Below are 24,800 nucleotides of genomic sequence, written 5' to 3' on the forward strand. Positions count from 1 at the left end.
TGCCTATGCGAAAGCTAAAGACGCGTCCATTCCCGATAAGCAATCCTTCTAGCTGTCCCGCGCCCCTTCCTCCGCCGCTTCGCCGTACAACTGCGCCGCCTTTCCGTTCGCGATGCTTTGCCCCAGCGCCTGAAGATCGAGCGACGTCTGCTTGGCGAGCAGCACGTACGCGAGCCGGTTCGCGTGCCATGTCGCGGTCTTCATCTCGCCGACCTGCTGCGTCTTGACCGGCGCGTCGCCCTTGCCATCCTCGATGACGCACAGCGCAACCGGATCACCACGTTCCGGCAAGTACACCATCTGAACGAGCGGACGGTCGTGATAGTTGAGCCGCTGCACGCGCTTGAATTTCAGGCCCGCTTGCCGCAGATCGGGCACGTTGACCGGCATTCCATCGCGCTGACGGATGTCGGACAGCACCTGCTCCGTGCTGACCTTGTCTTCGCGGATATTCGCGACCGTATCGCGGCCGTAGAGCACTTGATAATCGGCGACGCTCCGCACCCACGGATCGACGCCCGGCTTCATCGGATTCATGCCGCCCAAATAGCCGGTGAGCACGCCCGAGCAGATTGCGCCCGCGACGAACGCAGCGGCGGCCCATTGCATCGCGAAACGACGGCTTGTGCGTTCCGGCCGGCGCTCCTGCGCCGTCGTGACGCTAACCAGTTCGTCGATGCGTCGCGTGAGGCTTTCCGGCACCGGCGGCACCGGCCGCCGCTCATACGCCGCGCGATACGGAAGCACCGACGCCTGGAGCGCGGCGACGCGCCCCGACAGATCGTCGGAATGCGCGATCGCCGCCTCGACTTCCGCGCGCTGCTCCGGTGGTAATTCCCCGTCAACATACGCCATCAGCAGTGCATCATCGACATTGATCATAACGATTCTCCTTTTTCTCCTTTCTGCTCCTTGTGCGCCGCAGGCGCCTGCGCGCCGAATTGCTGTCCGATGGTGAGCCGCGCGCGCGACAGCCGGCTCATGACCGTGCCGATGGGCACGTTCAGCACATCGGCGGCCTCGCGATAGCTCAGGCCTTCGATCGCGACCAGCACCATCACCACGCGCTGCGCTTCGGGCAGGGCTTCGACCGCGTTGAACACCTGGCGGTGCATCAGATCTACCTCCGGGTTACGGCCGGCCGGATCGGCGAACGATTCGATTTCCTCGTCCTGCCAGTCCATGCTGCCCCGGCTGCGAATCGAACGGGCGCGCAGTTCGTTCATCCACGTCGAATGCACGATTGAAAAAAGCCAGCTCAGCGTCGACGTGCCCGGCTGCAACTGATTGCGACGCTCCAATGCCCGCACGCACGCGCGCTGGACGAGATCCTCCGCGTCGTGCTGATTTTGCGTCAGCCGCAGCGCGAAGCGCCAAAGCCGCGGCAGCAAGGTCGGCAGGACGGCTGGCAAGTCGTCGTCGTTCATCGCGGCTGCTCCTGTCATGGGCGCGCTCATGATTGATAACACCCGAGCGGCCCGCTTATTCCGGCGAATTTTCGAATTTTTTTGCGGAATAAGCCGTCGATTCCGGCTGTTTTCGGGTCACGACTCGCGCAACGAAGCGCACTGGAAACACCAAATGGGAGACAGATCATGGAGACTCTCCTCGACCGGGCCCGGCAAGCAGGCATGGTGGTCATGCTGGACGCGTGCATCGGACGCGAACGCTTCCATAGCATAGCCGCTTCCGTGGCCACCATGGAACGGTTCGCACGACGTGGCAGCGAGCCCGTGGTGGATCGCGGAACGCTCGAAACGTGGGCGCGGTCGCTCGAAAGCGGCGGCGCGCGGGAAGTGGCGGCGGCGATGCGCCGCGCGCTCGACGCATGACCTGAAACGCCATTTTCGACGGACCGAAGTCACGTATCAAGTTAGACATCCGAATGAAAGTTCGCGCGCTGAACGACGCGCATTTTCCCGTGCCGTAAGACGCACATCATTACCTGGAGACTCACATGGCCGCAGACATGTTCATCAAGATTGGCGACATCAAGGGGGAATCTCAAGATGCGACCCATAAGGAAGAAATCGAAGTGCAGAACTGGTCCTGGGGCTGCATGCAGACCGGCAGCACGCACACCGGAACGGGCGGCGGAACGGGAACCGCGACGGTGTCGGACCTCTCCTTCACCAAGCTTCTCGACAAGAGTTCGCCGACCATCGTGCAGTCGTGCTGCCAGGGAACGCATTTTTCGGAAGTCGTCCTCACCATGCGCAAGGCGGGCGGCAAGGAGCCAATCGAATACATGAAGGTCACGCTGAACGAAGTCCTGATCAGCAATTACTCCGTCGGCATCGGCGCCGGCGACATCGGCATGGAAAACGTCGGGCTGAACTTCGCGCACTTCAAGATCGAATATCAGCCGCAGGACAACAACGGCGCGAAGAAGGGAGGCGTGGTCACCGGCAAGTGGAACGTTCCCGAGAACAAGTCGGAATAAGCGCACGTATCGGGGATCGGGTAACCATCAACGCCTTTGGACATCGAGATGAATCGCGCCGATATCACCGCATGGCTCACCGACATCGCGCCGGATGCGCCGAGCGGAATGGACGAGGAATACAGCGCCGATTTTCGTGCGCTGGAAGAGGCGGTGGCGGGCAAGCCCGATGCGCAGTACGGCGGCGTCGTGATTCCGGCGACGCCGCCCGACTGGGCGCTTGCGCAATCGCTCTCGACGGCGCTTTTCGAGCGCACGCGTGACCTGCGCGTGGCGGTGCATTACACGCGTGCAAGCGCCGCTCGAGAAGGCTTCGACGGGCTTGCGCGGGGCCTCGCGGCAATCGACGGCCTCCTCGACGTGCAATGGCACAGCGTGCATCCGCAACAGGACGAAGCTGATGGCGACCCGACCGCGCGCGTCAATGCGCTCTCGGCGCTCGTCGATAGCGGCGGCCTCGCGAGCATGCTGCGAGACATGCCGTTCGTCGCACCGCGTGGTCATCGTGGCTTTGCGTTGCGCGATATCGAAGTGATGGCGGGCGAGTTGCCGCTGGCCAATGACAGCGAGATGCCGAGTCTCGCGATCATCGATGCCGCGTTCGCGCTGGCAGGCGTGCAAAGCGCGCGGGCAACGTGCGATGCGCTCGCGTCGGCGAGTGCGTCACTCGCGCGCATCGAGTCGTTGCTGACCGAACGCGTCGGGCCGGCGCGCGCGCTCGACTTCGGCGCACTGGCGAGGCCGCTTGAGCGCATCGCGGAGTTCGTCGCGGCTCGCGTCGCGACGCTCGATCCGCAAGCGATGCAACAGGGTGGCGCGGTGGAGACCAGCAGCAGCGAAGAGGGCAGGCATTCCGGTTCGGCGGCGCGTGACGCGGCCATCCCCGGAATCTTCATTGCCCCGCGCATTGCGAGCGCGAGCGATGTGATCGACACGCTCGACGCGATTTGCGCCTATTACGCACAACGTGAGCCATCCAGTCCGCTGCCGGTGTTACTGCGGCGCGCCCGGCGGCTCGTCGGCAAGAGCTTCATCGAAATCATCGAGGACGTGGCGCCGGACGGCGCTCATCAGTTCAGGCATCTCGGCGGCGTCGAATAGGACGCGCATCGAATGTCAGTTCGAAACCGGAACAGTGTAATCAATCAGGTATCCGAAGGAGGGTGATCGTGGCAAAGGAAAGCAGTCAAAAGTTCATCGCGCGAAATCGTGCGCCGCGCGTGCAGATCGAATACGACGTCGAAGTCTACGGCTCCGAGAAAAAGGTGAACCTGCCGTTCGTGATGGGCGTGCTCGCCGATTTGTCGGGCCAGCCCGCCGAGCCGCTTGCGCCGGTGGCGGACCGCAAGTTTCTCGAAATCGACGTGGACAACTTCGATGAGCGCCTCAAGTCGGTGAAGCCGCGCGTCGCCGTCCAAGTGCCGAACACGCTCACAGGCGAAGGCAACATCGCCGTCGGCCTCACGTTCGAGTCGATGGACGACTTCACGCCCGCCGCCATCGCCCGAAAAGTCGAACCCCTGCGGCAGTTGCTGGAGGCGCGCACGCAACTCGCGAATCTGCTCACGTACATGGACGGCAAGACGGGCGCGGAGGCGCTGATCGGCCGCCTGCTCGACGAACCCGCGCTGATGCGCGCGCTGTCCGCCGAACCTCGCGCAATCGATTCGGATACCGAGTCGCACCACGAAGGAGCTTGACGCGATGAACGATCTCAACCTTGCCCGGCAGGCCGCCACGGACGTCGCGTTCGCACAGGCCGCGCCCGAAGTCAGCGATTTCTCCGCGCTCCTGCAAAAGGAATTCAAGCCGAAGTCCGAGCGTGCGCGCGAGGCCGTCGAGAACGCCGTGCGCACGCTCGCCGAACAGGCGTTGCGCGATACGCAGGTCATTTCGGGCGATGTCCTCGCGACCATCGAGGCGCTCATCGCGCAGATCGACCAGACGCTTACTGCGCAGATCAATCTGATCCTGCATAGCGAGCCTTTCCAAAAGGTCGAAAGCGCATGGCGCGGCCTGCATTACCTCGTGAACAACACGGAGACGGACGAATCGCTCAAGATCCGCGTGCTGAACATTTCGAAGCCGGAACTGCACAAGACGCTGAAGAAGTATCGCGGGCTCGCGTGGGACCAGAGCCCGCTCTTCAAGAAGCTCTACGAAGAGGAGTACGGCCAGTTCGGCGGCGAACCGTACGGCGCGCTGGTGGCGGACTATTACTTCGATCACAGCGGCCCCGATGTGGATCTGCTCACGCAGATGGCGAAGATCGCGGCGGCGTCGCACGCGCCGTTCATCGCGGGCGCGGACCCGGCGGCGCTCCTGATGGAGTCGTGGCAGGAACTGGCCAATCCGCGCGATCTGACCAAGATCTTCCAGACGCCCGAACACGCCGCGTGGCGCTCGCTGCGCGATTCGGAGGACTCGCGCTACATCGGTCTCGCGATGCCGCGCTTTCTCGCACGCGCACCGTATGGCGCGAAAACGGACCCGGTGGAAGCATTCGACTTCGAGGAAGACACCGCCGGCGCCAACAGCAGCCATTACGTGTGGGCAAATGCATCGTATGCGATGGCTGCGAACATCACGCGCTCGTTCAAGACCTTCGGCTGGTGCTCGCGCATTCGCGGCGTGGAATCGGGCGGCGCGGTCGAAGGACTGCCCGTGCATGCGTTTCCCACGGACGATGGCGGCGTCGACATGAAGTGTCCGACCGAGATCGCCATCAGCGACCGGCGCGAGGCCGAGCTCGCGAAGAGCGGTTTCATGCCGCTCGTGCACAAGAAGAACTCCGACTTCGCCGCGTTCATCGGCGCGCAATCGCTGCACAAGCCCGCCGAATACGAAGACGCCGACGCGACCGCGAACGCGAATCTCGCCGCGCGCCTGCCGTATCTCTTCGCGTGCTCGCGCTTCGCGCACTATCTGAAGTGCATCGTGCGCGACAAACTCGGCTCGTTCAGGGAGCGCGACGACATGGAGCGCTGGCTGCAGAACTGGATTCTGCAGTACGTCGACGGTGATCCCGCGCACTCGTCCGACGACACGAAGGCGCGCAAGCCGCTCGCGGATGCGCAGGTCGTCGTCGAGGAAGCGGAGGGCAATCCGGGCTACTACGTGTCGAAGTTCTTCCTGCGCCCGCATTACCAGCTCGAAGGACTGACGGTATCGCTGCGGCTCGTCTCGAAGCTGCCGACGGCGAAGACCGCGTGACATCGCACCTGCACCGGGGAGAACACGCCATGCCCGAACCGACCGCCCGTGACCGCTTGCAGCCGTCGTTGCTGGACCGGCTGACCGATCATGAACCGCACGCGCGTCACGAGCCGCGCGAGCGTCGCGTGATGTCGTCGCGAGCGCTGCGCGACAGCGTGCAACGTGATATCGGCTGGCTGCTGAACGCGAGCGGTCTCGCCGCCGGCGACGACGCGGCGGCCTATCCCCACGTCGCGACGTCCGTGCTCAACTACGGGCTGCCCGATCTCGCGGGATGCAGCGTGGCCACGCTCACGCCCGGCGCGGTGGAACGTCTGATACGCGACGCGCTGTGGGCATTTGAGCCGAGGCTCGCGCGCGAATCGGTGCGCGTCACCGCCATCAACGATGAAAAAGGCGCGGCGCGCGGCCACGTCATCTGCTTCGAGATCGAAGCGCAGATGTGGTCGCGCCCCTACCCGGAACGGCTGCACCTGCGTACCGAACTCGACCTCGAAGCGGGCGAAGTGCGTATCGCCGATGCCTCGTCCACGCGTCACGCTCAATCTGCGGAGTTGCCAGCATGAACCCGGCGTTCCTCCAGTACTACAGTCAGGAGTTGCGGCATCTGCGGGAAATGGGCGGGGAATTTGCCGCGGCGTTTCCGAAAGTCGCGGGGCGGCTCGCGCTCGACGGTCTCGAATGCGCGGACCCGTATGTCGAACGGCTGCTCGAAGGCTTCAGCTTTCTCGCGGCGCGCGTGCAGATGAAGCTGGAGGCGGAGTTTCCACGCTTCACCCAGCATTTGCTGGAGATGACGTTTCCGCACTATCTCGCGCCGACGCCGTCGATGGCCGTCGTTCAGCTCGTCGCGGATCACGCCAATCCGCAACTCGCGGCGAGCGTCGATGGCGTCGTGGTGCCGCGTCACACGATGCTGCGCGGCATGCTCGACAAGTCCGCGTCGACGCGCTGCGAATACCGCACCGCGCACGCCGTCACGCTGTGGCCGATCGAAATCGCGCACGCGAAGTTCGTGACGCACGGTGCTTCGGCGTCCGTCATATCGCCGGGTATGAAAACGACGGTGAGGGCGGCGCTGCGGCTGCGGCTGCGCGGGACCGGCGCGCTCGGTTTCGACCGCCTCGCGCTCGATCGTCTCGCGCTGCATCTGCGTGGTCCGGACGGCCTCGCGCTGCGCATCCACGAACGGCTGCTCGCGAGTTGCGCGGGCGTGGCGATCGTGCAGCCGGGCAAAGGCGGCGCCGCCGATACGACGCTCGCCGTGCTGCCGAAGACCGCGCTGCGCGCGCGCGGTTTCGCGGAGGACGAGGCGCTGCTGCCGGTCGGCCAGCAATCGTTCGATGGCTACCGGCTGTTGCAGGAGTATTTCGCGTTCGCGCCGCGTTTCTTGTTCGTCGAGATCGCGGGACTGCGCGACGCATTGCGCCATTGCCGCGAGCGCGAAGTGGAGATCGTCGTGTTGCTCGATCAGGCCGATGCGTCGCTCGAACGTGCTGTCGATGCCTCTCACTTCGCGCTCAATTGCACGCCGGCGATCAACCTGTTCCGGCGTCGCGCGGACCGTATCACGCTGTCGCATACGGAGTTCGAGCATCACGTCGTCGTCGATCGGACGCGGCCGATGGACTACGAGATTCATCATATCGAGGACGTGACCGGCTACGGTTCGGGCGCGCAGGCGCAGCGGTCGTTTCGGCCCTTCCACTGCGCGAAGGATGTCGATGCGCCGGGCGAAGGCGGCGCGTTCTATCAGTTGCGCCGCGAGGCGCGGCGCGCGTCGGTGCGGCAGCAGCGCGACGGCGCGCGCAGCGGCTATCTCGGCAGCGAGGCGTTCATCGCGCTCGTCGAGGCCACGAGCGCGCCGCTCGACGACGACTTGCGCCAGCTCGGCATCACCGCGTGGTGTACGAATCGCGACCTGCCGCTGTCGATGCCGCTCGGCGCGGGCACGACCGATTTCACGCTCGATGCCGAAGCTCCCGTGAGCGCTGTCCGATGCGTCGCCGGTCCGAGCCGGCCGCTGCCCTCCTTCGCGCAGGGTGCGGCGGCGTGGCGGCTCGTCGATCATCTGTCGCTCAACTATGCGTCGCTCGTCGATCACGACGCGCAGCAAGGCGCGCGTGCGCTTCGCGAGATGCTCGCGCTGTATTGCCCGGCCGACGATGCGGCGGCGCTGCGGCAGGTCGAGGGCTTGCGTTCGGTGTCGTCGGAGCCGGTCGTGCGCCGCCTGCCGTCGCCGGGGCCGATCGTCTTCGGGCGCGGTCTCGCCGTCACGCTTCACTTCGACGACGCCGCGTTCGAAGGCGCGAGCGCGTTTCTGCTCGGCGCGGTGCTCGCGCAGTTCCTCTCGCAGTACGTGTCGATCAATTCGTTTGCTGAAACCGTCGTTGCGACGCTCGCGCGCGGTTCCATCATGCGCTGGCCGGAAAGGAGCGGACGATGCCCGACGCTCTGACGCTCGACGATGTGCTCACGCGCGACGCCCGCCGCTTCGACTTCTTCCAGGCGCTGCGTCTCGTCGAACAGATGCACGCACAGCGTCCGCGCCTCGGGCGTTCGGCGAGCGCGCGCGACGATGCCGTGCGGCTGTCGCAAGAGCCGGAACTGGTTTTTCATCCGACGACGCTCGGCGGCTACACGGCGGGCGAGGGCGGCGAGCCGGGACGCCTCGCGGTGAATTTTCTGGGCCTGCTCGGCCCGAACGGCCCGCTGCCGACGCATCTCACCGCGTATGTCCGCGAGCGCGCCCGCAACGCGAACGATCCGACGCTCGCGCGCTTTCTCGATGTGTTCCATCACCGGATGCTGTCGCTGTTCTATCGCGCGTGGGCCGATGCGCAGCCCGTGGTGAGCGCGGATCGTCCGCACGAGGACCGCTTCGCGGACTACATCGGCAGCTTCGCGGGTCTCGGCGCGCCGGCTATGCACGGCCGCGACGCCGTGCCCGACGCCGCCAAGCGCCATTTTGCGGGCGTGCTCGCCTCGCCGACGCGCCACGCGAGCGGCCTGCGGCTGATTCTCGCGCGCTTTTTTGGCGTGCCCGTTTGCGTCGAGCCGTGGCGCGGCCACTGGATCGCGCTGCCCGACGATTCGCTCGCGCGGCTCGGCGGCGCGCGGCTCGGTGTATCGGCGGTGGCCGGCACGCGCGTGTGGGACTGCCAGCACAAGTTCCGCATCGCACTCGGCCCGCTTTCGCTCGCGGACTTCGTGCGCTTCCTGCCGGGCGGCGCCAGCCTCGCAAAACTGCGCGACTGGGTCCGCAACTACGTGCGCGATCCGCTCGACTGGGATGTCGCGCTGCACCTGAAGCGCGACGAGGTTCCCGCGCTTCGCCTTTCGAGCCGCGCCGGCCAGCCGAAGGGCGGCGCGCGCCTCGGCTGGACGACGTGGCTCACGAGCGGCACGCCGGTCCATGACAGCCATCGGGTCGTGATCGCACGCGATGCGCGCACGAACCACATCGAGGAGACGTTCCATGACTGAAATCAGCCGTCAGGCGCTGTTCGCCAGGCTCCATCCGGTCGCGTACCGGGCGATCGAAAACGGCACCGTGTTCTGCAAGCTGCGCGGCAACCCGTATGTCGAACTGGCGCATTGGGTGCATCAGATCCTGCTTGCGCCGGATTCCGACCTGCAACGGCTCGTGCGGCGCTTCGAACTGGACGAAAGCCGCCTCGCCCGCGATCTGACCGCCGCGCTCGACCGCCTCCCGCGCGGCGCGAGTTCCGTATCGGACATTTCCGCGCAGGTCGACGAAGCCGTCGAGCGCGGCTGGGTCTTCGGCTCGCTGATGTTCAAGGCGACGAAAGTCCGTACCGGGCATCTCGTCATCGGCATGTTGCGCACGCCGAACCTTCGCAACGCGCTCTTCGCCATTTCGCGGCAGTTCGAAAAGATCGGTTTCGATGCGCTCTCGTCGGGCTTCGACACGCTGCTCGCCGAATCGCCGGAAGCGGGCGTTGACGAGACCGCTCGCGAGAGCACCGCCGATGCCGCCGCGCCGCTCGCCGCGCACGACGCGCTCGATCGCTACACCGTCGATCTCACCGCGCAGGCCCGCGAAGGCAAGCTGGATCCGATCGTCGGGCGCGATAACGAAATTCGCCAGGTCATCGATATCCTGATGCGCCGCCGGCAGAACAATCCGATCCTCACCGGCGAGGCGGGCGTCGGCAAGACGGCGGTGGTGGAAGGATTCGCGCAACGCATCGTCGCGGGCGACGTGCCACCCGCGCTTCGCACGGCGGTCGTGCGCACGCTCGATCTCGGGCTGCTCCAGGCGGGCGCGAGCGGGAAGGGCGAGTTCGAGCATCGCCTGAAGCAGGTGATGGACGACGTGCAGGCGTCGGCAGAACCGGTGATTCTTTTCATCGACGAGGCGCATACGCTCGTCGGCGCGGGCGGCGCGGCCGGCACCGGCGACGCGGCCAACCTGCTCAAGCCCGCGCTCGCGCGAGGCACGCTGCGCACGATCGCCGCGACGACGTGGGTGGAATACAAGAAGCACATCGAGAAAGATCCGGCGCTCACGCGGCGCTTTCAGGCGGTGAAGGTGCCCGAGCCGTGCGAGGCGAACGCCATCGCGATGATGCGCGCCCTCGCGCGCAAGATCGAAGCGCATCACGGCGTGCAGGTGCTCGACGAGGCGCTCGAGGCGGCGGTGAAGCTTTCGCATCGCTACATTCCGGCGCGCCAGTTGCCCGACAAGGCGGTGAGCCTGCTCGATACCGCCTGCGCGCGCGTCGCGGTGAGCCAGCAGGCATTGCCGCCCGCCATCGACGATGCGAAGCGCCGCATCGAAGCATGGCGGCTCGAACGCGAAATCGTGGCGCGGGAAGCGGCGCTCGGCGTCGCGTCGTGTGAGCAGGCGGATGAGCGCGCCGCCGAACTCGCCGCGCGGCTAGACAGCGAAGAGGCGTGTCTCGCCGACCTGACTGCCCGCTGGGAAGCGGAGCGCGCGCTCGTGACGCGCATTCTCGCGGCGCGGCGCGAAATCGGCGAGCGCGGAGAATCGTCGGCGGAATCGGCGGGAGAATCAGTGAGCGGAGCGCTCGCCGGTCTGCGTCAACTGACGAGCGAACTCGCCGCGAAACAGGGCGAAGCGCCGCTCATGCTCCCCGCCGTCGATGCGCACGCGGTGGCGTCCGTCGTGCAGGACTGGACGGGCATTCCGGTTGGCCGCATGGTCCGCGACGAAGTCAGGAACGTGCTCGATCTAGCCGCGACGCTGAACCGGCGCATCGTCGGCCAGCAACACGCGATGCAGATGATCGCGCGCCGCGTGCAGACCTCGCGCGCCGGGCTCGACCATCCGGAGAAGCCGGTCGGCGTGTTCATGCTGGCGGGCACCTCTGGCGTCGGCAAGACGGAAACCGCGCTCGCGCTCGCCGAAGCGCTCTATGGCGGCGAGCAGAACGTCGTGACCGTGAACATGAGCGAGTATCAGGAGGCGCACACGGTGTCGCTGCTGAAGGGCGCGCCGCCGGGATACGTCGGCTATGGCGAAGGCGGCGTGCTGACCGAGGCGGTGCGGCGGCGTCCGTACAGCGTCGTGCTACTCGACGAATTCGAGAAGGCGCATCCGGACGTGCACAAGCTCTTCTTCCAGGTCTTCGACAAGGGCCGCATGGAAGACGGCGAGGGCCGCGAGATCGACTTCAGCAACACGCTGATCCTGCTCACGACGAACGTCGGCACCGAACTCATCACGCGGCTTTGCGGCGAGGCGCGGCAGGCGCCGTCGCCCGAGGAGATCGGCGAGGCGCTGCGCGGGCCGCTGCTCGATGCGTTCCCGGCCGCGCTGCTCGGACGCATCGCGGTGATTCCCTACTATCCGCTCGACGACGCGATGCTCGATGCCGTCATCCGCCTGCAACTCGCGCGCATCGGGCGGCGCGTCGAGGCGCGCTATCGCGTGGACTTCATCTTCGACGACGCCGTCGTCCGCGAAATCGCGCGTCGCTGCACCGAGCTTGCGAGCGGCGGCCGCATGATCGACGCGATTCTCACCAACACGGTGCTGCCGCGCGTGAGCACGGAGTTCCTGAGCCGTCTCGTCGATGGCCGCAGCGTCGCGAAAGTCGAGATCGGCATGTGCGACGGCGAGTTCACTTACAAGTTCGACTAGATACTCACCTAAAGGAGTCAGCAATGCCTCAACAAGTCAGCATGGGCGCGACGCTTCAATGCTCGTTCGGCATGACGCCGTCGTCGCTCGTCGTATTACCGGACAAGCGCGTGCTGTGCGAAGGGCCGCCCGCCGCGAACATCATGGATCACGTTCCGCTCGTGAACATCATGCCGTTCGGCATGTGCAGCGCGCCCGCCAATCCCGCCGTGGCATCGGCGACCGCCGCCGCATTCGGCACGCCGACGCCCGCGCCGTGCGTGCCGCTCACCGAGGCGCCGTGGATCGCGGGCGCGCTCACCGTGCAACTCGGCAATGCGCCTCTGCTCGACAACGTATCGAAGTGCCTGTGCAACTGGGGCGGCGTGGTGACGGTCGCCGATCCGGCCACGCGCAAAACGCAGCTTCCCTGACCTTCCTTCGACGAGACCGCCATGACGCTCAACGACAGTCATCGCATTGCCCGCGTGAAGAGCGCACTCGGTCCAGATGCGCTCGTGCTGTACCGGATGCGCGGCCACGAAGCGCTGGGGCGCCTCGCCCGTTGGGACCTCGAACTGCTCGCGGAAGATTCGAACATCGACATCGCGAAAGTGCTGGGCGAGGACTTTTCTCTGTCGATGGAAACGCCGGGCAACGGCCGGCGCGAATTCAACGGCATCGTGACCGCGTTCGAACTGGCGCGGCCCGCGAGCACGAAGCCGAACCGTCCCGCGCTGTTTCGGGCCACCGTGCGGCCGCGTTTCTGGCTGCTCACGCGCGCGTCGCATTGCCGCTTCTTTCATCGGATGACGACGCCCGAGATCATCGCGAAAGTGCTCGGCGACTATCACATCGATTTCGAAAACAAGTGCTCGGCTGCGTATCCGAGCCGCGAACATTGCGCGCAGTATCGCGAGACGGACTTCGATTTCGTGAGCCGGATCGCGGAGCGCGAGGGCATCTACTACTACCTGCGGCATCACGGCGGCAAGCACACGCTGGTCCTCACGGATTCGAGTCAGGTCCACGAAGCGATTCCGCAAGGAGCGCTCGCGTTTCGCCCCGCGAAAGCCGCGCCGCGCGAACTCGAATGGATCTATGCGTGGCACGCGGGCGCCGAAGTGCAGACGGGCATCGTCGAAGTGAACGACTACGATTTCGAGAAGCCGTCGCAGAGCGAACAACAAGGGCTCGTGGCGCGCGCACGGCGCACGGAACCATTCGATGCCGCGCGCTACACGATGCAGGAGCACGGCATCGGCTACACGTGCGCCGAGGACGCCGAGCGGCTCGCGCGCGTCGGGGCGGAAGCGCATCAGGCGGCCAATGCCTGCGTGAGCGGTCGCGCGACCGCGCGAGGCGTCGCGCCGGGCAGTCTCTTCCAGCTCGCCGGGCATCCGGTCGTGCAGCAGAACGGCGAGTATCTGGTGGTCTCGGCGGATTACGAAATCAATTCGGATGACTATATTTCCACGCACGACGATACAGCGCCGCCGCACGTATTCGATTGCGCGTTTCGCGCGGTGCCGCGAGACGCGGGTTATCGTCCGCCGCGCGTGACGCGCCGCGCGACCATCGTGGGGCCGCAGACGGCGCGCGTCGTCGGTCCCGCTGGCGAGGAGATTCATACCGACAAATACGGCCGCATCAAGGTGCAGTTCCATTGGGAACAGCTCGACGCGCAGGAGTCGCGCGAATCGCTGCAACGGTGTTGGGTGCGCGTCGCGCAGCCGTGGGCGGGCAAAAGCTTCGGCGCATTCTTTCTGCCGCGTATTGGTCAGGAAGTGCTCGTGCATTTCATCGAGGGCGATCCGGATCAACCGCTTGTCATCGGCAGCGTGTACAACGCCGCGCAGACGACGCCCTGCGCGTTGCCGGAGAAGATGGCGCGAACGACCATCAGGAGTCGCTCGACCAAAGGCGGCAACGGCTTCAACGAAATGCGGTTCGATGATACGAAGGATGACGAACAAATGTTCTTCCACGCCGAACGCGACATGGAGACGTGGACCGGACACGATTCGCTCTCGCGCATCGGCCACGAGCGGCATGTGATCGTCGAAAGCCACGACTTCGCGCGCTGCGGGGGGAATCGCAGCGACGCGGTGAAGGGCAGCCATAGCGGGCGAATCGGCGGGAAATGCTCGCTCGATGTCGGCGGCGACATTCAATTGAAAACAGCAGGGAATTTTGCGCTGGGGGTGGGTGTTAACGTCGACATCAAGGGCAGCACGAACGTGACCATCGAAGCGGGCGCGACGCTCACGCTGAAGGCCGGCGGCAACACGATCGTGCTCGGACCGTCGGGCATCGCGATCAATGCGGCCGGGCCGGTGACGATCGACGGCGCGACCGTGCAGCTCAACTGCGGCGGCGCGGGCGCGGCGGCGGGCGCGGCGAGCGCATCGCCGGATGCGCCTGTCGATCCGCGCGAAGCCGACGACGGTTCCCAATGAATGCTTGCAGGTCATCACGTCATCACGCACATGCAGGAGACGCCATGCACATGACGCTCGCAGTGAGGACGTATCAGGGCGACGCGCCCGATACGCCGCTCGTCTGCCGGTTCGACACGGCGGGCGGGACCATCGGGCGCGGTCCCGGCAACACGATGGTGCTTCCCGATGCGGCGAAGACGATATCGCGTGTGCAGGCGCGCATCGACTGGTGCGAGGACGGCTGGCAGCTCGCGGATCTCGGCAGCAACGCGAGCCGGCTCAATGGCCGCGCGCTCGCGGGCGGGCGCGTCGCGCGTCTTGCGGATGGCGATTGCATCGAAGCGGGCGGGTATCGGCTGGATGTATCGACGTTGCAGGATCGCGCGGCGTTCGATGCGCCGCTCGGCGTGCATGATCGCGGACGGGCGTTCGCGAACGATGCGCTGGCGGACGGAAGTGTGGCTTGCGCAGATGGGATCAGCGGCGGCTTCCGCGCGACGGCGAACGCCTTTGCGCAGGATTTGCTCGCGAGCGGCGTTCTATCGACGACACGCGCACGCTTGGATGATCCACTCGCACGCGCGGCGGTCCTTTTCGCGGCTCCGTTGCCGTCCGCGCATTTCGATCCGCTCGGTGCGCCGCTCACCGATGCGCGCACGCCGCCGCCACGCGCCGATGGCCGCGCGGCTTTCGCCGGGTCGGCGAGTGACCATGTATCGCCCGAGCAGTTCGCGTATGCGCCGCAGGGTGCCGCGGCCGCCGTGTTCGAGGGTGGGATTCCGCATGACTATGATCCGCTCGATGATGTCGCGGGAGGCGTTCGCGTTGCGGCGCATGCGGTCAGCGCGGTGTATGGGTCCAAGTCAGCGGACGCGGCCAACGTGTTCGGCTCAGCCCACTCGGCCCACGACCGCCATCCACTCAACGCGACCAACGCATCCGATGCGGTCCGCGATCCCAACGCGGCGCATCCGGTCAGCGCAGCCCACTCGGCCCACGACCGTCATTCACTCAACGCGACCAACGCATCCGATGCCTTCCGCGCTCTCGATGAGGCGCATGAAGCCAACGCAACGGAGCCGGCCCGCGAACGCAACCCAGTCAACGCATCCGACGCGATCCGCGCTCTGAACACGGCGCATGCGGCCAACCCACCCGACTCAGCCCACGAACACAAGCCAGTCAACGCAACCAGCGCACCCAATACTTCGAGCACGCCCCCGAATCCCGACCCCACCCTGATGGCGCTCCTCGACGGCCTCGGCGTCGACGTCAGCGTGATGCGCGAACGCGGCAGCGTTGAATTCGCGCACGTCGCCGGGGCGATGCTGCGCACGGCGGTGCGCGGCACGGTGAACGTGCTGCTGTCGCGATCGGTGCTGAAGCGCGGGATGAGCGTCGACACGACACTGCTCGTGCAACGCGGCAACAACCCCCTCAAGTTCTTTCCCGACGGCGACGCCGCGCTCGCGCAAATGCTGCGCGGCGCGAACGCGGGGTATCTGGGCGAACAGGCCGCGCTTGAAGGCGCATTCGACGATATCCGCAGCCACGAACTCGCCGTGCTCGCGGCCATGCGCGCGGCCATGCAGCATCTGCTTCGCCGTTTCGATCCCGCGACCATCGCCACGGAAGACGCGCCCCGCCGCTGGCTCGACTGGCTTCCGGGCCGCCGCAAGGCGAGACAGTGGGATCGCCTGGTCGCGCTTCACGGCGAACTCGCGCGCGCCGGCGCCGACGATCTGCACGCGCTGTGCGGCAGCGCCTTCAACGATGCCTACGAGCGCTACGCGGACGGATGTTCCGCGCGCACGCCGCACGGCTCTTCACACGCATAACGAGGTCCGCGATGTCCCGCCACAACAAGGTGATCTGGTCCGAAGGCATGCTGCTTCAGCCGCAGCATCTGCAACAGCACGACCGCTACCTGCGCGCCCAGATCGACGCCCGCTGCGCGGCGCTGCGCCCCTACGCATATGGTTTCTCCGAGCTTTCGATCGATACCGGACAACTGAAGCTCGGCCGCATCGTGCTGACAGCGTGCGCGGGCGTGCTGCCGGACGGCACGCCGTTTCGCCTGCCCGCCGACGACGATTTGCCGCTGCCGCTCGCGGTCCCGGACGATGCGCGCGATCTGACTGTCGTGCTGGCGTTGCCCGTCGCGCGCCAGGGCGTGCCCGAAGCCGCATATACGGGCGATGCCGGCAGCGCAGCGGCGCACGCGGATCAATCCGGCTTCGCGCGCCATCGCATCGCGGAAACCGAAGTGCTCGACAGCAACGAAGGCGCGACCGGCGCGGCGCTCGTTCAGGTCGGCAAACTGTCGCTGCGCCTTGCGTTCGAACAGGACGTCGCGCATGCGCACACGGCGCTCGGTGTCGCGCGCATCGTCGAGCGCCGCGCGGACAGCAGCGTCGTGCTCGATGCGGCCTATGTGCCGCCATGCCTCGACTATCGCGTGTCGCGCCGTCTGTGTTCGTTCGTCGATGAACTCGTCGGCCTGATGCACCAGCGCGCCGATGCGCTCGCCGCGCGCCTCGCGCAGCCCGCCGCGACGGGCGCCGCCGAGATCGCGGACTTCCTGCTGCTCCAGGTGCTCAATCGCGCCGAGCCGCTGTTTGCGGCGCTCGGGTCGACGACGGGACTTCATCCGCACGACCTGCATCAGCATGCGCTGCAACTGGCGGGCGAACTCGCGACCTTCAGCTTGCCGGGCAAGCGCCCCGCGCCGTTCCCGGCGTATCGGCACGAGCGCCTCGATGGCGTCTTCACGCCGCTCGTCGATGCGCTGCGCGCCGCGCTTGCTGCCGTGATGGACCCCCACGCGGTGCCGATCGCGCTGGAAGAGCGCAAGTACGGCCTGCGCGTCGCGATCGTGCCGGATCGCGATCTGTTTCGGAATGCCAGCTTCGTGCTCGCGGTCAAGGCCGATCTCGCGCCCGCCGCGCTGCTCAATGGCTTCGCGCAGCAGGCAAAGCTCGGCCCGGTCGAGCGCATCCGCGATCTCGTCAATCTGCAATTGCCGGGCATCGGCTTGCGCGCGTTGCCGGTCGCGCCGCGGCAATTGCCGTTTCATGCCGGCTTCACGTATTTCGAACTCGACCGCAGCGGCGATCTGTGGAAGCAGTTCGCCGGTTCCGCCGGCATCGCGCTTCACGTAGCGGGCGATTTTCCGGGCATCGAACTCGAATTTTGGGCGATCCGCCCATGAACCCGCGCACCGCTATCCCTTACTTCGCAAAGGATTCAAACGTGAACGCGCAGACCTTTCCCCTGGCCGCATCCGATCCGGACGAGACCATCCTGATTCCGCAGCCCGGCGGACGCCGAATCGCGCCGCCGGGCGATGATCGGACCGACCTCATGCAGCCACCGACGCGCACGCCGGTGCTTGCCATCGCGAGCGGGCTGAATCCGCTCGTGCGCGCGGCGAACCCGCTGCTGGAGCTGGCGCTGCCGCTGCGCATGCGCGCGGCGATGCAGGATATCGAAGCGCTGCGCACGGAGCTCGTGCAGATGATCCGCACGTTCGAAGCCGATGCGCGCGCGAGCGCCATCGACATCGACCCGCTCGCGGCGGCGCGCTATTGCCTGTGCACCTTCATCGACGAAGTGATTTCCGGCACGCCGTGGGGCAGCGGCGTGTGGGGAAGCCGCAGCCTGCTCGTGACGTTTCACAACGAGGCGTCGGGCGGCGAGCGCTTCTTTCTGATCCTGCAAACGCTCGCGCAGGAGCCGGCGCGCAACATCGACGTGCTCGAACTGCTGTACGTGATTCTCTCGCTCGGTTTCGAAGGCCGCTATCGCCTGATCGACGGCGGGCGCAATCAGCTCGAGTCGGTGCGCGAGCGGCTGGCGCGCATCGTCCGCACGCAACGCGGCGCGTTCGAAGCGGAATTGTCGCCGCACTGGACGCCGGTTGCGCGCGCGCGGCCGCCGCTTGCGCAGCGCGTGCCGCTGTGGGTGTCGGTGGCGCTGGGCGGCGTCGTGGTCGTTGCCACGCATGTCGCGCTGGCCGTGCGTCTCAATCGCACGTCCGACTCGCTCTTCGAAGCGATGAACCGCATCCGCGTGGCCGCGCCGGCAAGCCCCGCATCGGCGCGACCGCCCGGCGCCGCCGTGCCGATGCCGGCCGCCGCCGCGACGCTCGCCACGTTCCTTGCGCCCGAGATCCGGCAAGGGCTCGTCACGGTGCGACAAGGCGCCGACCGTTCCATCGTGACGATCAACGGCGACAACCTCTTCGCGTCGGGCAGTGCGACGCTCGATCCGGCGTACGAAGCGCTGATCGGGCGCATCGCGGATGCGATGAGGCGCGTGCCGGGCAACGTCGTCGTCACCGGACATACCGACGACCAGCGCCTCGTGTCCGCGCGCTATCCGTCGAACTGGCATCTGTCGCAGGCGCGCGCCGACAGCGTGCGGGCGATGCTCGCCGCGCTCACCGGCACGCCCGCGCGCTTCAGCGCCGAAGGCCGCGGCGACGTTGAGCCGCTCGCGTCCAACGACACGCCGGCGGGGCGGGCGAAGAATCGCCGCGTCGAGATCACGCTGCTCGCGCCGGGCGCGTCGTCGTGACACATCGAAATGCATCGAAGGAAAGCTGAACGGAGACATCGATGAAAAAGCTCGCAGGCTGGATGAAAACGCCGCAATGGTTCGCGCTCGCGGGCGTGATCGCGCTCGTCGTGGTGGTGTGGTTCGAGGGGCCGCTTCTGGCGTATGCCGGACGCGCGCCGCTTGAAACGCGTGCGAGCCGCTTCATCGCGATCGCAGTGATCGTGCTGGCGTGGATCGCCGTGTGGGGCGCGCGGCTCGTGGCGGCGCGGCTCGTCAACCTGCGTTTCGTGAGCGGCGTAGGCGGTGCCTCAGGAACCGACGATCCCGCGCAATCCGCTGCCAGCGAAGAACTGGCGCTGCTGCGCGAGCGTTTCGAGCAGGCGCTCTCGACGCTGCGGCGGGCCCGCATGAAAGGCGTCAATGGCCGCCAATGGCTTTATCAGTTGCCGTGGTACATGTTCATCGGCGCGCCGGGCACGGGCAAGACGACGGCGCTTTCGCACTCGGGACTGCGCTTTCCGCTCGGCGACAGGGCTGACGGCGGCGCGATCGGCGGCGTCGGCGGAACGCGGCACTGCGACTGGTGGTTCACCGACGACGCCGTGCTCGTCGATACGGCGGGCCGCTTCACCACGCACGACAGCGACGCGCGAGCCGATCAGTCCGCGTGGACCGGCTTTTTGCAACTGCTTCGGAAATACCGGCCGCGCCGGCCGCTCAACGGTGTCATCGTGACGCTGTCGGCGGCGGATCTGATCCGTCAGGACGACGCCGAGCGCGACGCGCACACCCGCGCGATCCGCAGCCGCCTCAAGGAACTGAGCGAGCGGCTCGGCATGCGCTTTCCGGTGTATGTCGTCGTCACGAAGTGCGATCTCGTCGCGGGCTTCACCGAATTTTTCGACGATCTCGGCGAAGCAGAGCGCGCGCAGGTCTGGGGCATGACCTTTCCGTTCGACGAGTCGGCGGGCGCGGACCGGGCGCTCGACGCCTTTCCCGCCGAATTCAGTGCGCTCGGCGCGCGGCTCCGGGCGCGCGTGATCGATCGCATGCAGCGCGAGACCGACGCGACGCGGCGCGCGCGCATCTACGGTTTCCCGCAGCAGTTCGCGGGACTCGAACCGGCGCTCGCGCGCTTTATCGGCGATACGTTTCGCGGCACGCGCTACGAGGCGTCGCCGCACTTGCGCGGCGTCTACTTCACGAGCGGCACGCAGCACGGCAGGCCGATCGACCGGGCGATCAGCGCCATCGCGCAATCGCTCGGACCGGGGCGCGACGCCGCGTACCGGCGCGACGCCTCGGGCCGCGCGTATTTCATCGAGCGGTTGCTGAAGGATGTGGTGTTCGCGGAAGCCGGGCTCGCGGGGACCAACGCGCGGCTCGCGCGGCGGCGCGCGTGGCTGCGGCGCGGCGCGCTCGCGCTCGTCGGCGTGATGCTCGGCCTCGCGCTGGCGGGGATGGCCGTGAGCTACCAGCGCAACCGCGCGTTCGTCGCGGACTTCGCCCGGGAGACGGAGCACGTCCGGCGACTGGCACGCGAAGCCAATGCGAGCAGCGACCCGCTCGCCGCGCTGCACTTGCTCGACGCGGCCCGCGCGCTGCCCGGCGGTTACGCCGATGCCGCCAAGCCGGTGCCCTTGCTCACGCGGCTCTGGCTTTATCAGGGCGACAAGCTCGGACAGGAGGCGCGCAGGACGTATCGCAGGCTGCTCGACCAGACCTTGCTGCCGCTCGTCGTCGGCAAGCTGACGCTCGAATTGCGCGATGGCACGCAGCGTGTGGCGCCGGACGAATATCGCGACGACGCGCTTCGCACGTATCTGATGCTCGGCGACCCGCATCACTACGACGCGAACGCGGTGCGCGCGCATATGCTCGCCGTGCTCGGCCGCGATGCGAGTCCGCAGCAGAGGGCCGCGCTCGATGCGCACCTCGCCGCGCTTTTCGACAAGACGCGCTTCGATCCGTCGCTGCCGCTCGATGGCGCGCTCATCGAGGCTGCGCGTGCGCGTCTCGCGGAGGTGCCGCTGTCGCAGCGCCTGGGAAATCGCGTGGATCGCGGCCTGGCCGAGGCGCATGTTCCGGCGTTCAGCGTGAGCGCAGCTGCTGGGCCGAAAGCGCCGCTGCTCCTGGCCCGCGCGAGTGGCGCGTCGCTGACCGAAGGCGTCGCGGGCGCGTACACCCGGGCGGGATACGCCGTGTATGTGCGTTTGCGCGATGTTGCGTTCGCCGATGTCGTCCGCGACGCGTGGGTGACCGGCCGCAACGATCTGCCGCAGAGCGCCGATGCGTCCGCGGCATTGCGCGCGGCGCTCGACCAGCGCTATTTCGACGCGTACATCCGCGCGTGGGACGCGCTGCTCGACGACGTGACCGTGACGCCGGTGGCAAGTCTCGCGGACGGCGCGCGTGTCGCGAACGCGCTCGGCGCGGCGGATTCTCCGCTGAGGAAGCTGATCGTGGCGGCGGCGCGGGAGACGACGCTCGGGCGAGTGGGGGATGTTGCGAATTCGATGATTGCGAATTCGATGATTGCGAGGGCGGGGATTGACGCGGCTGACGGGGCGAGTGCGGCTAACTCGGGGCATGCGGGGACCGTGACGAACGCGACGAACTCGACCAACGCCACCAACGCCACCAACGCCACCAACGCCGCGAACGCGAACAACGCGAACAACGCGAACAATGCGAACAGCGCGACCAACGCCGCCAACGCCACTGAAGCGGCGAATACGCCGGACATAGCCAACGCCACCAACGCAGCGCCCCCCACCGCCGTCGACGATCACTTCGACGCCCTTCATCAACTCGCAGGCAAGCCCGGCGATCTGGCGCCGCTGGACCGCGCGTTCGCGCCGCTGAAGGAAGCCGCCGTCTATCTCGACGCCGCGGACGCCGCCCGCCGCGCCGGTCAGGCTGCGCCCGCCGGCGATGCGCTCGGAAAGCTGCGGCTCGCCGGCCAGACGAGCGCCGCGCCGCTCGCGCCGATAGTCGCGTCGATTGCGGCGGCGGACGCGTCGCTCGTACAAGGTGAGGAGCGGGCGCGCCTTTTCGCGCAGTGGAACGCGAGCGTCGGGCCGTTGTGTCACAAGGCGCTCGACGGCCGCTATCCGCTCGCGCGCGCATCCACGCGCGACGCCGCCGCCGATGACTTCGTCAGGCTGTTCGCGCCGGGCGGTCTCATCGACGATTTCTTTCAGAGGAATCTCGCCGCGCTCGTCGATACAGGCAAGCCGGTCTGGCAATGGCGCGCGGGCGTGTCGCCGGTGGGCATGCCGCGTGATGCGCTCGCGCAGTTCCAGCGCGCGGCGCAAATCCGCGATGCGTTTTTTCGCGACGGCAGGCGGGATATCGCCGTGCGTTTTCGCGTGAAGGCGATCGCGCTGGATGCATCGATTGCGCAGGTGAATCTCGATATCGACGGACAGCAGTTCGCCGTCAGGCAGGACGGCGCGCAGTCGATGCTGCTCCAATGGCCCGGCGGCAAGAACACGGGCCGCGCGAGCGCGCAGTTCGATCAGGCCGGGAGCCCGTCGGCGTCGTTCGACGCGAGCGGTCCGTGGGCGCTTTTTCATCTGATCGACGCGGGCAGGCTTGACGCGACCCGCGAGCCGGACCGCTACACGCTGACGCTGCAATCGGCGGCGGGGCGCAAAGCGGTGCTGGAAGTGAATGCGGACAGCGTCGTCAATCCGTTCCGACGCGCGCCGCTGGAACAGTTCCGCTGCCCGGAATTTCTGTAATGCGCGATCCCGGAACGGCCGGATGCTTCGGCAAGCTGCGCAGCAACGGCGATTTCGTGACTCGGCGTCTTCCGGAATCGTTCGTCGGGCCGTGGGACGCGATGCTGCAGGCAGGTTTGATCGCCAGCCGCAACACGCTCGGCGCAGCCTGGCTCGAGGCGTATCTGACCGCGCCGCTGTGGTGCTTTGCGCTCGGCGGTGGGGTGATAGGTGGCCCGGGCGGTGGCGGCACTTGCGGCAAGGTTGGCGGTGCGGGCAGCGGCAGGTGCGGTGGCGCGGACGGTGGCAAGCGTGGCGGCGTGAGTGGCGTGAGTGGCGGCGACCGTGGCAAGGGAGGCGGCACGCGCATCGGCGCGGATGACGATAAGGACGGCGGCAAGGGTGGCGGCGCGCGCGAAGGCTCGCGCGGCCGCGCCGGAGGCGTCGTTTGCGGCGATTCGGGCGACGACGCGAGCGGCACAGCGTGGGTGGGCGTACTGATGCCGAGCGTCGATCGGGTCGGGCGTCATTTTCCGTTGGCGATAGCCGCGCCCATTTCCGCCGATGCCGTCGCCGACTGGATGCCGCATGCGGGCGGCTGGTTCGCGCGATGCCGCGAACTGGCGCTCGCCACGCTGTTGCCGAACGCGCGTCTCGCCGATTTCGATGCCGAATTGATCGCACTTTCGCAAGCGTGCGATCCGCGCAATGCGTGCGGCGCCTGCGATGCACCGCCTCGCGAAGCCGGCACGCGAGGCCTGTCCGCGTGGTGGGCAGAACGAGCGTTGCGCGTGGCAAGCGGCTTGCCGGACGCGGGCTTCGTCGCGGCGTTGTTCGACGGCGGCGTCCGTTGGGACCGCGCCGATTGAGTCCCTCGCGCACCCGGCGAATGCTTGTCGGGCCGTTGGCGACCGCGCAGATGAAGGGCTTGGAGTGATATGCCCGCCGATCGAGAACGCAGAACCGACGGAATCGGACGGTCACGCAGATTGGCCGCTGGACGGAACGACTGCCGGCGCAAGCCTCGAATAAGCCGTTGAGAGACAACGGCGTCGCCTTCTACCGATAATCTATCGGTCAAGTGCAACGACTGCAGCTTAGCCAGCGGACGGAGCGACGATCGCTCAACCGTCGAGAAAGCCGCTGCGAGACGGCGGCAGTTCGAGCGATGTGCTATTGGCGGCCAACACAACGCCGGTTGAAGCTAAAGAACGTAGTCGGGCAACGCGCGGAGTGACTGTCGGCGCAAGCGTCGGGGAAAGCCCGCTGCTTCACCTCCCGATCCCATCAAACGAAGCAATCACCGCCGTCACGTTATCCTTGCCGCCCGCATCGCATGCGAGCTCGACGAGACGCCGGCATGTCGCATCCGCGCGTAGCGCGTCCATTCGCGTGAGCACTTCCTCGATCTCGTGATGCGGCACTTCGCCATGCAAACCATCGCTGCACAGCAGATAACGGTCGCCCCGACGCCACGTGTGCGCTTCGATTTCCGGTGTGATCGACGGCTGCGGGCCGAGCGCCTGCAAAAGCGCGTTGCGCGACGGCAGATGTTCGATATCGCCGTTATCGAGTGCACGCTGAAACAGCGTTTGATCGCGCGTGAGTTGCGCGAGCGCGCCGTCGCGATATCGATAGAGCCGCGTGTCCCCGACATGGAACGCGATTAGCAGCGGGCAGCCGGACAGAAGCCAGATGCCCGTGAGCGTCGTGCCCATCGATCGGTGTTCGGCGATGCCCTCCCGACGATTCATCGCGTGCAGGGTCGCGTTGGCGTCGTCGAGCGCGCTGGCGACGATGCCTATCGCGCTGAGCGATGCATCGCACACGGTCGCGTCGGGATCGTCGTCGCGCGTGGCGTCGATGGCAGCTTCGCCGATTGCGTCGAGCGCCCGGGCGATCGATGCCGTGATGCGTTCCAGCGCGGTCGTGCTCGCGCGCGCGCCGAATGCGTGTCCGCCCATGCCGTCCGCGACGGCGATGACGTTCGTGTTCGGATCGATCACGAAGCGATCCTGATTCTCGCGGCGCACGCGCCCCGCATCGGTAGCGCCGAACGCCGAGCAGCTTGCGAGACGAACGGGCGCGGGCGCAATCGCGGTCGACGCTTTGCGTTTCATGCGGCAGTCTCCTGAATTCGCGTCATTAGCGCGGTTGTCCTGCGGCGCACGCGCGTCGCATCGGTGGCACTGAACGCCATCAGCGTCCGGGATCAACGAGAGCGGGTATGAAGTCCGTCATCGGCATGGTTACTTTCGGCACACGCGCCTCGCACCAGCGAGGCCGAACGCTCACCAGCCTCCGAG

At 67.0% G+C, this 24,800-nt stretch carries 19 protein-coding genes; 16 read left to right on the top strand and 3 right to left on the bottom strand.

The genetic code is table 11. The features are described 5' to 3' along the window. Nucleotides 1-48 precede the first annotated feature (48 nt). Nucleotides 49-882 (bottom strand): anti-sigma factor, encoded by an 834-nt coding sequence (locus AB6804_RS23050; RefSeq protein ID WP_370888439.1) that lies wholly within the window; start codon nt 880-882, stop codon nt 49-51. Next, nucleotides 879-1,427 (bottom strand): RNA polymerase sigma factor, encoded by a 549-nt coding sequence (locus tag AB6804_RS23055; RefSeq protein WP_370888440.1) that lies wholly within the window; start codon nt 1,425-1,427, stop codon nt 879-881. The genes AB6804_RS23050 and AB6804_RS23055 overlap by 4 nt, the downstream gene beginning before the upstream one ends. Before the next feature lie 168 nt (nt 1,428-1,595). On the opposite strand from AB6804_RS23055, the gene AB6804_RS23060 reads away from it, so the two are divergent. From AB6804_RS23060 to tagF, 16 genes are all read left to right on the top strand, one after another. After that, nucleotides 1,596-1,832: a hypothetical protein gene (locus AB6804_RS23060; RefSeq protein WP_370888441.1), complete on the top strand. Its 237-nt coding sequence runs from the start codon at nt 1,596-1,598 to the stop codon at nt 1,830-1,832. Between the two features lie 125 nt (nt 1,833-1,957). Then, nucleotides 1,958-2,443 (top strand): Hcp family type VI secretion system effector, encoded by a 486-nt coding sequence (locus AB6804_RS23065; RefSeq protein ID WP_370888442.1) that lies wholly within the window; start codon nt 1,958-1,960, stop codon nt 2,441-2,443. A 48-nt stretch (nt 2,444-2,491) separates the two neighbouring features. Further along, complete coding sequence (tssA, locus tag AB6804_RS23070; RefSeq protein WP_370888443.1) at nt 2,492-3,544, top strand: type VI secretion system protein TssA; 1,053 nt, start codon at nt 2,492-2,494, stop codon at nt 3,542-3,544. 65 nt (nt 3,545-3,609) lie between these two features. Further along, a complete protein-coding gene (tssB, locus tag AB6804_RS23075; protein ID WP_370888482.1) occupies nt 3,610-4,143 on the top strand; it encodes a type VI secretion system contractile sheath small subunit in 534 nt (177 codons plus the stop codon). A gap of 4 nt (nt 4,144-4,147) precedes the next feature. Then, on the top strand, nt 4,148-5,656 hold the full coding sequence (gene tssC / locus AB6804_RS23080) for a type VI secretion system contractile sheath large subunit (RefSeq protein ID WP_370888444.1): 1,509 nt from the start codon (nt 4,148-4,150) through the stop codon (nt 5,654-5,656). Nucleotides 5,657-5,685: 29 nt separating this feature from the next. Then, nucleotides 5,686-6,225, top strand: a complete 540-nt coding sequence (tssE, locus tag AB6804_RS23085; protein ID WP_370888445.1) for a type VI secretion system baseplate subunit TssE — start codon at nt 5,686-5,688, stop codon at nt 6,223-6,225. Continuing rightward, nucleotides 6,222-8,117: a type VI secretion system baseplate subunit TssF gene (gene tssF, locus AB6804_RS23090; protein ID WP_370888446.1), complete on the top strand. Its 1,896-nt coding sequence runs from the start codon at nt 6,222-6,224 to the stop codon at nt 8,115-8,117. The genes tssE and tssF overlap by 4 nt, the downstream gene beginning before the upstream one ends. Then, complete coding sequence (gene tssG, locus AB6804_RS23095; RefSeq protein WP_370888447.1) at nt 8,102-9,145, top strand: type VI secretion system baseplate subunit TssG; 1,044 nt, start codon at nt 8,102-8,104, stop codon at nt 9,143-9,145. Before tssF ends, tssG begins: the two co-directional genes overlap by 16 nt. Beyond that, a complete protein-coding gene (gene tssH, locus AB6804_RS23100; protein WP_370888448.1) occupies nt 9,138-11,789 on the top strand; it encodes a type VI secretion system ATPase TssH in 2,652 nt (883 codons plus the stop codon). The genes tssG and tssH overlap by 8 nt, the downstream gene beginning before the upstream one ends. A gap of 23 nt (nt 11,790-11,812) precedes the next feature. Next, nucleotides 11,813-12,202 (top strand): DUF4280 domain-containing protein, encoded by a 390-nt coding sequence (locus tag AB6804_RS23105; RefSeq protein WP_370888449.1) that lies wholly within the window; start codon nt 11,813-11,815, stop codon nt 12,200-12,202. A gap of 21 nt (nt 12,203-12,223) precedes the next feature. Beyond that, the gene (locus tag AB6804_RS23110) at nt 12,224-14,227 is read left to right on the top strand and encodes a type VI secretion system Vgr family protein (RefSeq protein ID WP_370888450.1); all 2,004 of its coding nucleotides are present in this window, start codon (nt 12,224-12,226) and stop codon (nt 14,225-14,227) included. 50 nt (nt 14,228-14,277) lie between these two features. Further along, nucleotides 14,278-16,047, top strand: coding sequence for a type VI secretion system-associated FHA domain protein TagH (gene tagH, locus AB6804_RS23115; RefSeq protein ID WP_370888451.1), 1,770 nt, complete (start codon nt 14,278-14,280; stop codon nt 16,045-16,047). Nucleotides 16,048-16,058: 11 nt separating this feature from the next. Further along, nucleotides 16,059-17,420: a type VI secretion system baseplate subunit TssK gene (gene tssK, locus AB6804_RS23120; RefSeq protein ID WP_370888452.1), complete on the top strand. Its 1,362-nt coding sequence runs from the start codon at nt 16,059-16,061 to the stop codon at nt 17,418-17,420. A gap of 41 nt (nt 17,421-17,461) precedes the next feature. Next, nucleotides 17,462-18,787, top strand: a complete 1,326-nt coding sequence (gene tssL / locus AB6804_RS23125) for a type VI secretion system protein TssL, long form (protein WP_370888453.1) — start codon at nt 17,462-17,464, stop codon at nt 18,785-18,787. 41 nt (nt 18,788-18,828) lie between these two features. Then, nucleotides 18,829-22,515, top strand: coding sequence for a type VI secretion system membrane subunit TssM (tssM, locus tag AB6804_RS23130; protein ID WP_370888454.1), 3,687 nt, complete (start codon nt 18,829-18,831; stop codon nt 22,513-22,515). Further along, a complete protein-coding gene (gene tagF, locus AB6804_RS23135; protein WP_370888455.1) occupies nt 22,515-23,363 on the top strand; it encodes a type VI secretion system-associated protein TagF in 849 nt (282 codons plus the stop codon). Before tssM ends, tagF begins: the two co-directional genes overlap by 1 nt. A 402-nt stretch (nt 23,364-23,765) precedes the next feature. Here the strand turns inward: tagF and AB6804_RS23140 are convergent, their stop codons facing one another. Next, nucleotides 23,766-24,614 carry a PP2C family serine/threonine-protein phosphatase gene (locus tag AB6804_RS23140; RefSeq protein ID WP_370888456.1) on the bottom strand — a complete coding sequence of 283 codons (849 nt, stop codon included), beginning with the start codon at nt 24,612-24,614 and terminating at the stop codon, nt 23,766-23,768. Nucleotides 24,615-24,800: the final 186 nt, after the last annotated feature.

The sequence above is a fragment of the Caballeronia sp. RCC_10 genome (genome assembly GCF_041360715.1).
Classification (GTDB): Bacteria; Pseudomonadota; Gammaproteobacteria; order Burkholderiales; family Burkholderiaceae; genus Caballeronia; species Caballeronia grimmiae.

Coding starts and splice junctions, on each gene's coding strand:
- tssH (WP_370888448.1), top strand. CDS start 9,138: ATGACTGAAATCAGCCGTCAGGCGCTGTTCGCCAGGCTCCATCCGGTC.
- tssC (WP_370888444.1), top strand. CDS start 4,148: ATGAACGATCTCAACCTTGCCCGGCAGGCCGCCACGGACGTCGCGTTC.
- tssE (WP_370888445.1), top strand. CDS start 5,686: ATGCCCGAACCGACCGCCCGTGACCGCTTGCAGCCGTCGTTGCTGGAC.
- AB6804_RS23140 (WP_370888456.1), bottom strand. CDS start 24,614: ATGAAACGCAAAGCGTCGACCGCGATTGCGCCCGCGCCCGTTCGTCTC.
- AB6804_RS23110 (WP_370888450.1), top strand. CDS start 12,224: ATGACGCTCAACGACAGTCATCGCATTGCCCGCGTGAAGAGCGCACTC.
- tssA (WP_370888443.1), top strand. CDS start 2,492: ATGAATCGCGCCGATATCACCGCATGGCTCACCGACATCGCGCCGGAT.
- tagH (WP_370888451.1), top strand. CDS start 14,278: ATGACGCTCGCAGTGAGGACGTATCAGGGCGACGCGCCCGATACGCCG.
- AB6804_RS23105 (WP_370888449.1), top strand. CDS start 11,813: ATGCCTCAACAAGTCAGCATGGGCGCGACGCTTCAATGCTCGTTCGGC.
- AB6804_RS23050 (WP_370888439.1), bottom strand. CDS start 882: ATGATCAATGTCGATGATGCACTGCTGATGGCGTATGTTGACGGGGAA.
- AB6804_RS23065 (WP_370888442.1), top strand. CDS start 1,958: ATGGCCGCAGACATGTTCATCAAGATTGGCGACATCAAGGGGGAATCT.
- tssK (WP_370888452.1), top strand. CDS start 16,059: ATGTCCCGCCACAACAAGGTGATCTGGTCCGAAGGCATGCTGCTTCAG.
- AB6804_RS23055 (WP_370888440.1), bottom strand. CDS start 1,427: ATGAACGACGACGACTTGCCAGCCGTCCTGCCGACCTTGCTGCCGCGG.
- tssF (WP_370888446.1), top strand. CDS start 6,222: ATGAACCCGGCGTTCCTCCAGTACTACAGTCAGGAGTTGCGGCATCTG.
- tagF (WP_370888455.1), top strand. CDS start 22,515: ATGCGCGATCCCGGAACGGCCGGATGCTTCGGCAAGCTGCGCAGCAAC.
- tssM (WP_370888454.1), top strand. CDS start 18,829: ATGAAAAAGCTCGCAGGCTGGATGAAAACGCCGCAATGGTTCGCGCTC.
- tssG (WP_370888447.1), top strand. CDS start 8,102: ATGCCCGACGCTCTGACGCTCGACGATGTGCTCACGCGCGACGCCCGC.
- AB6804_RS23060 (WP_370888441.1), top strand. CDS start 1,596: ATGGAGACTCTCCTCGACCGGGCCCGGCAAGCAGGCATGGTGGTCATG.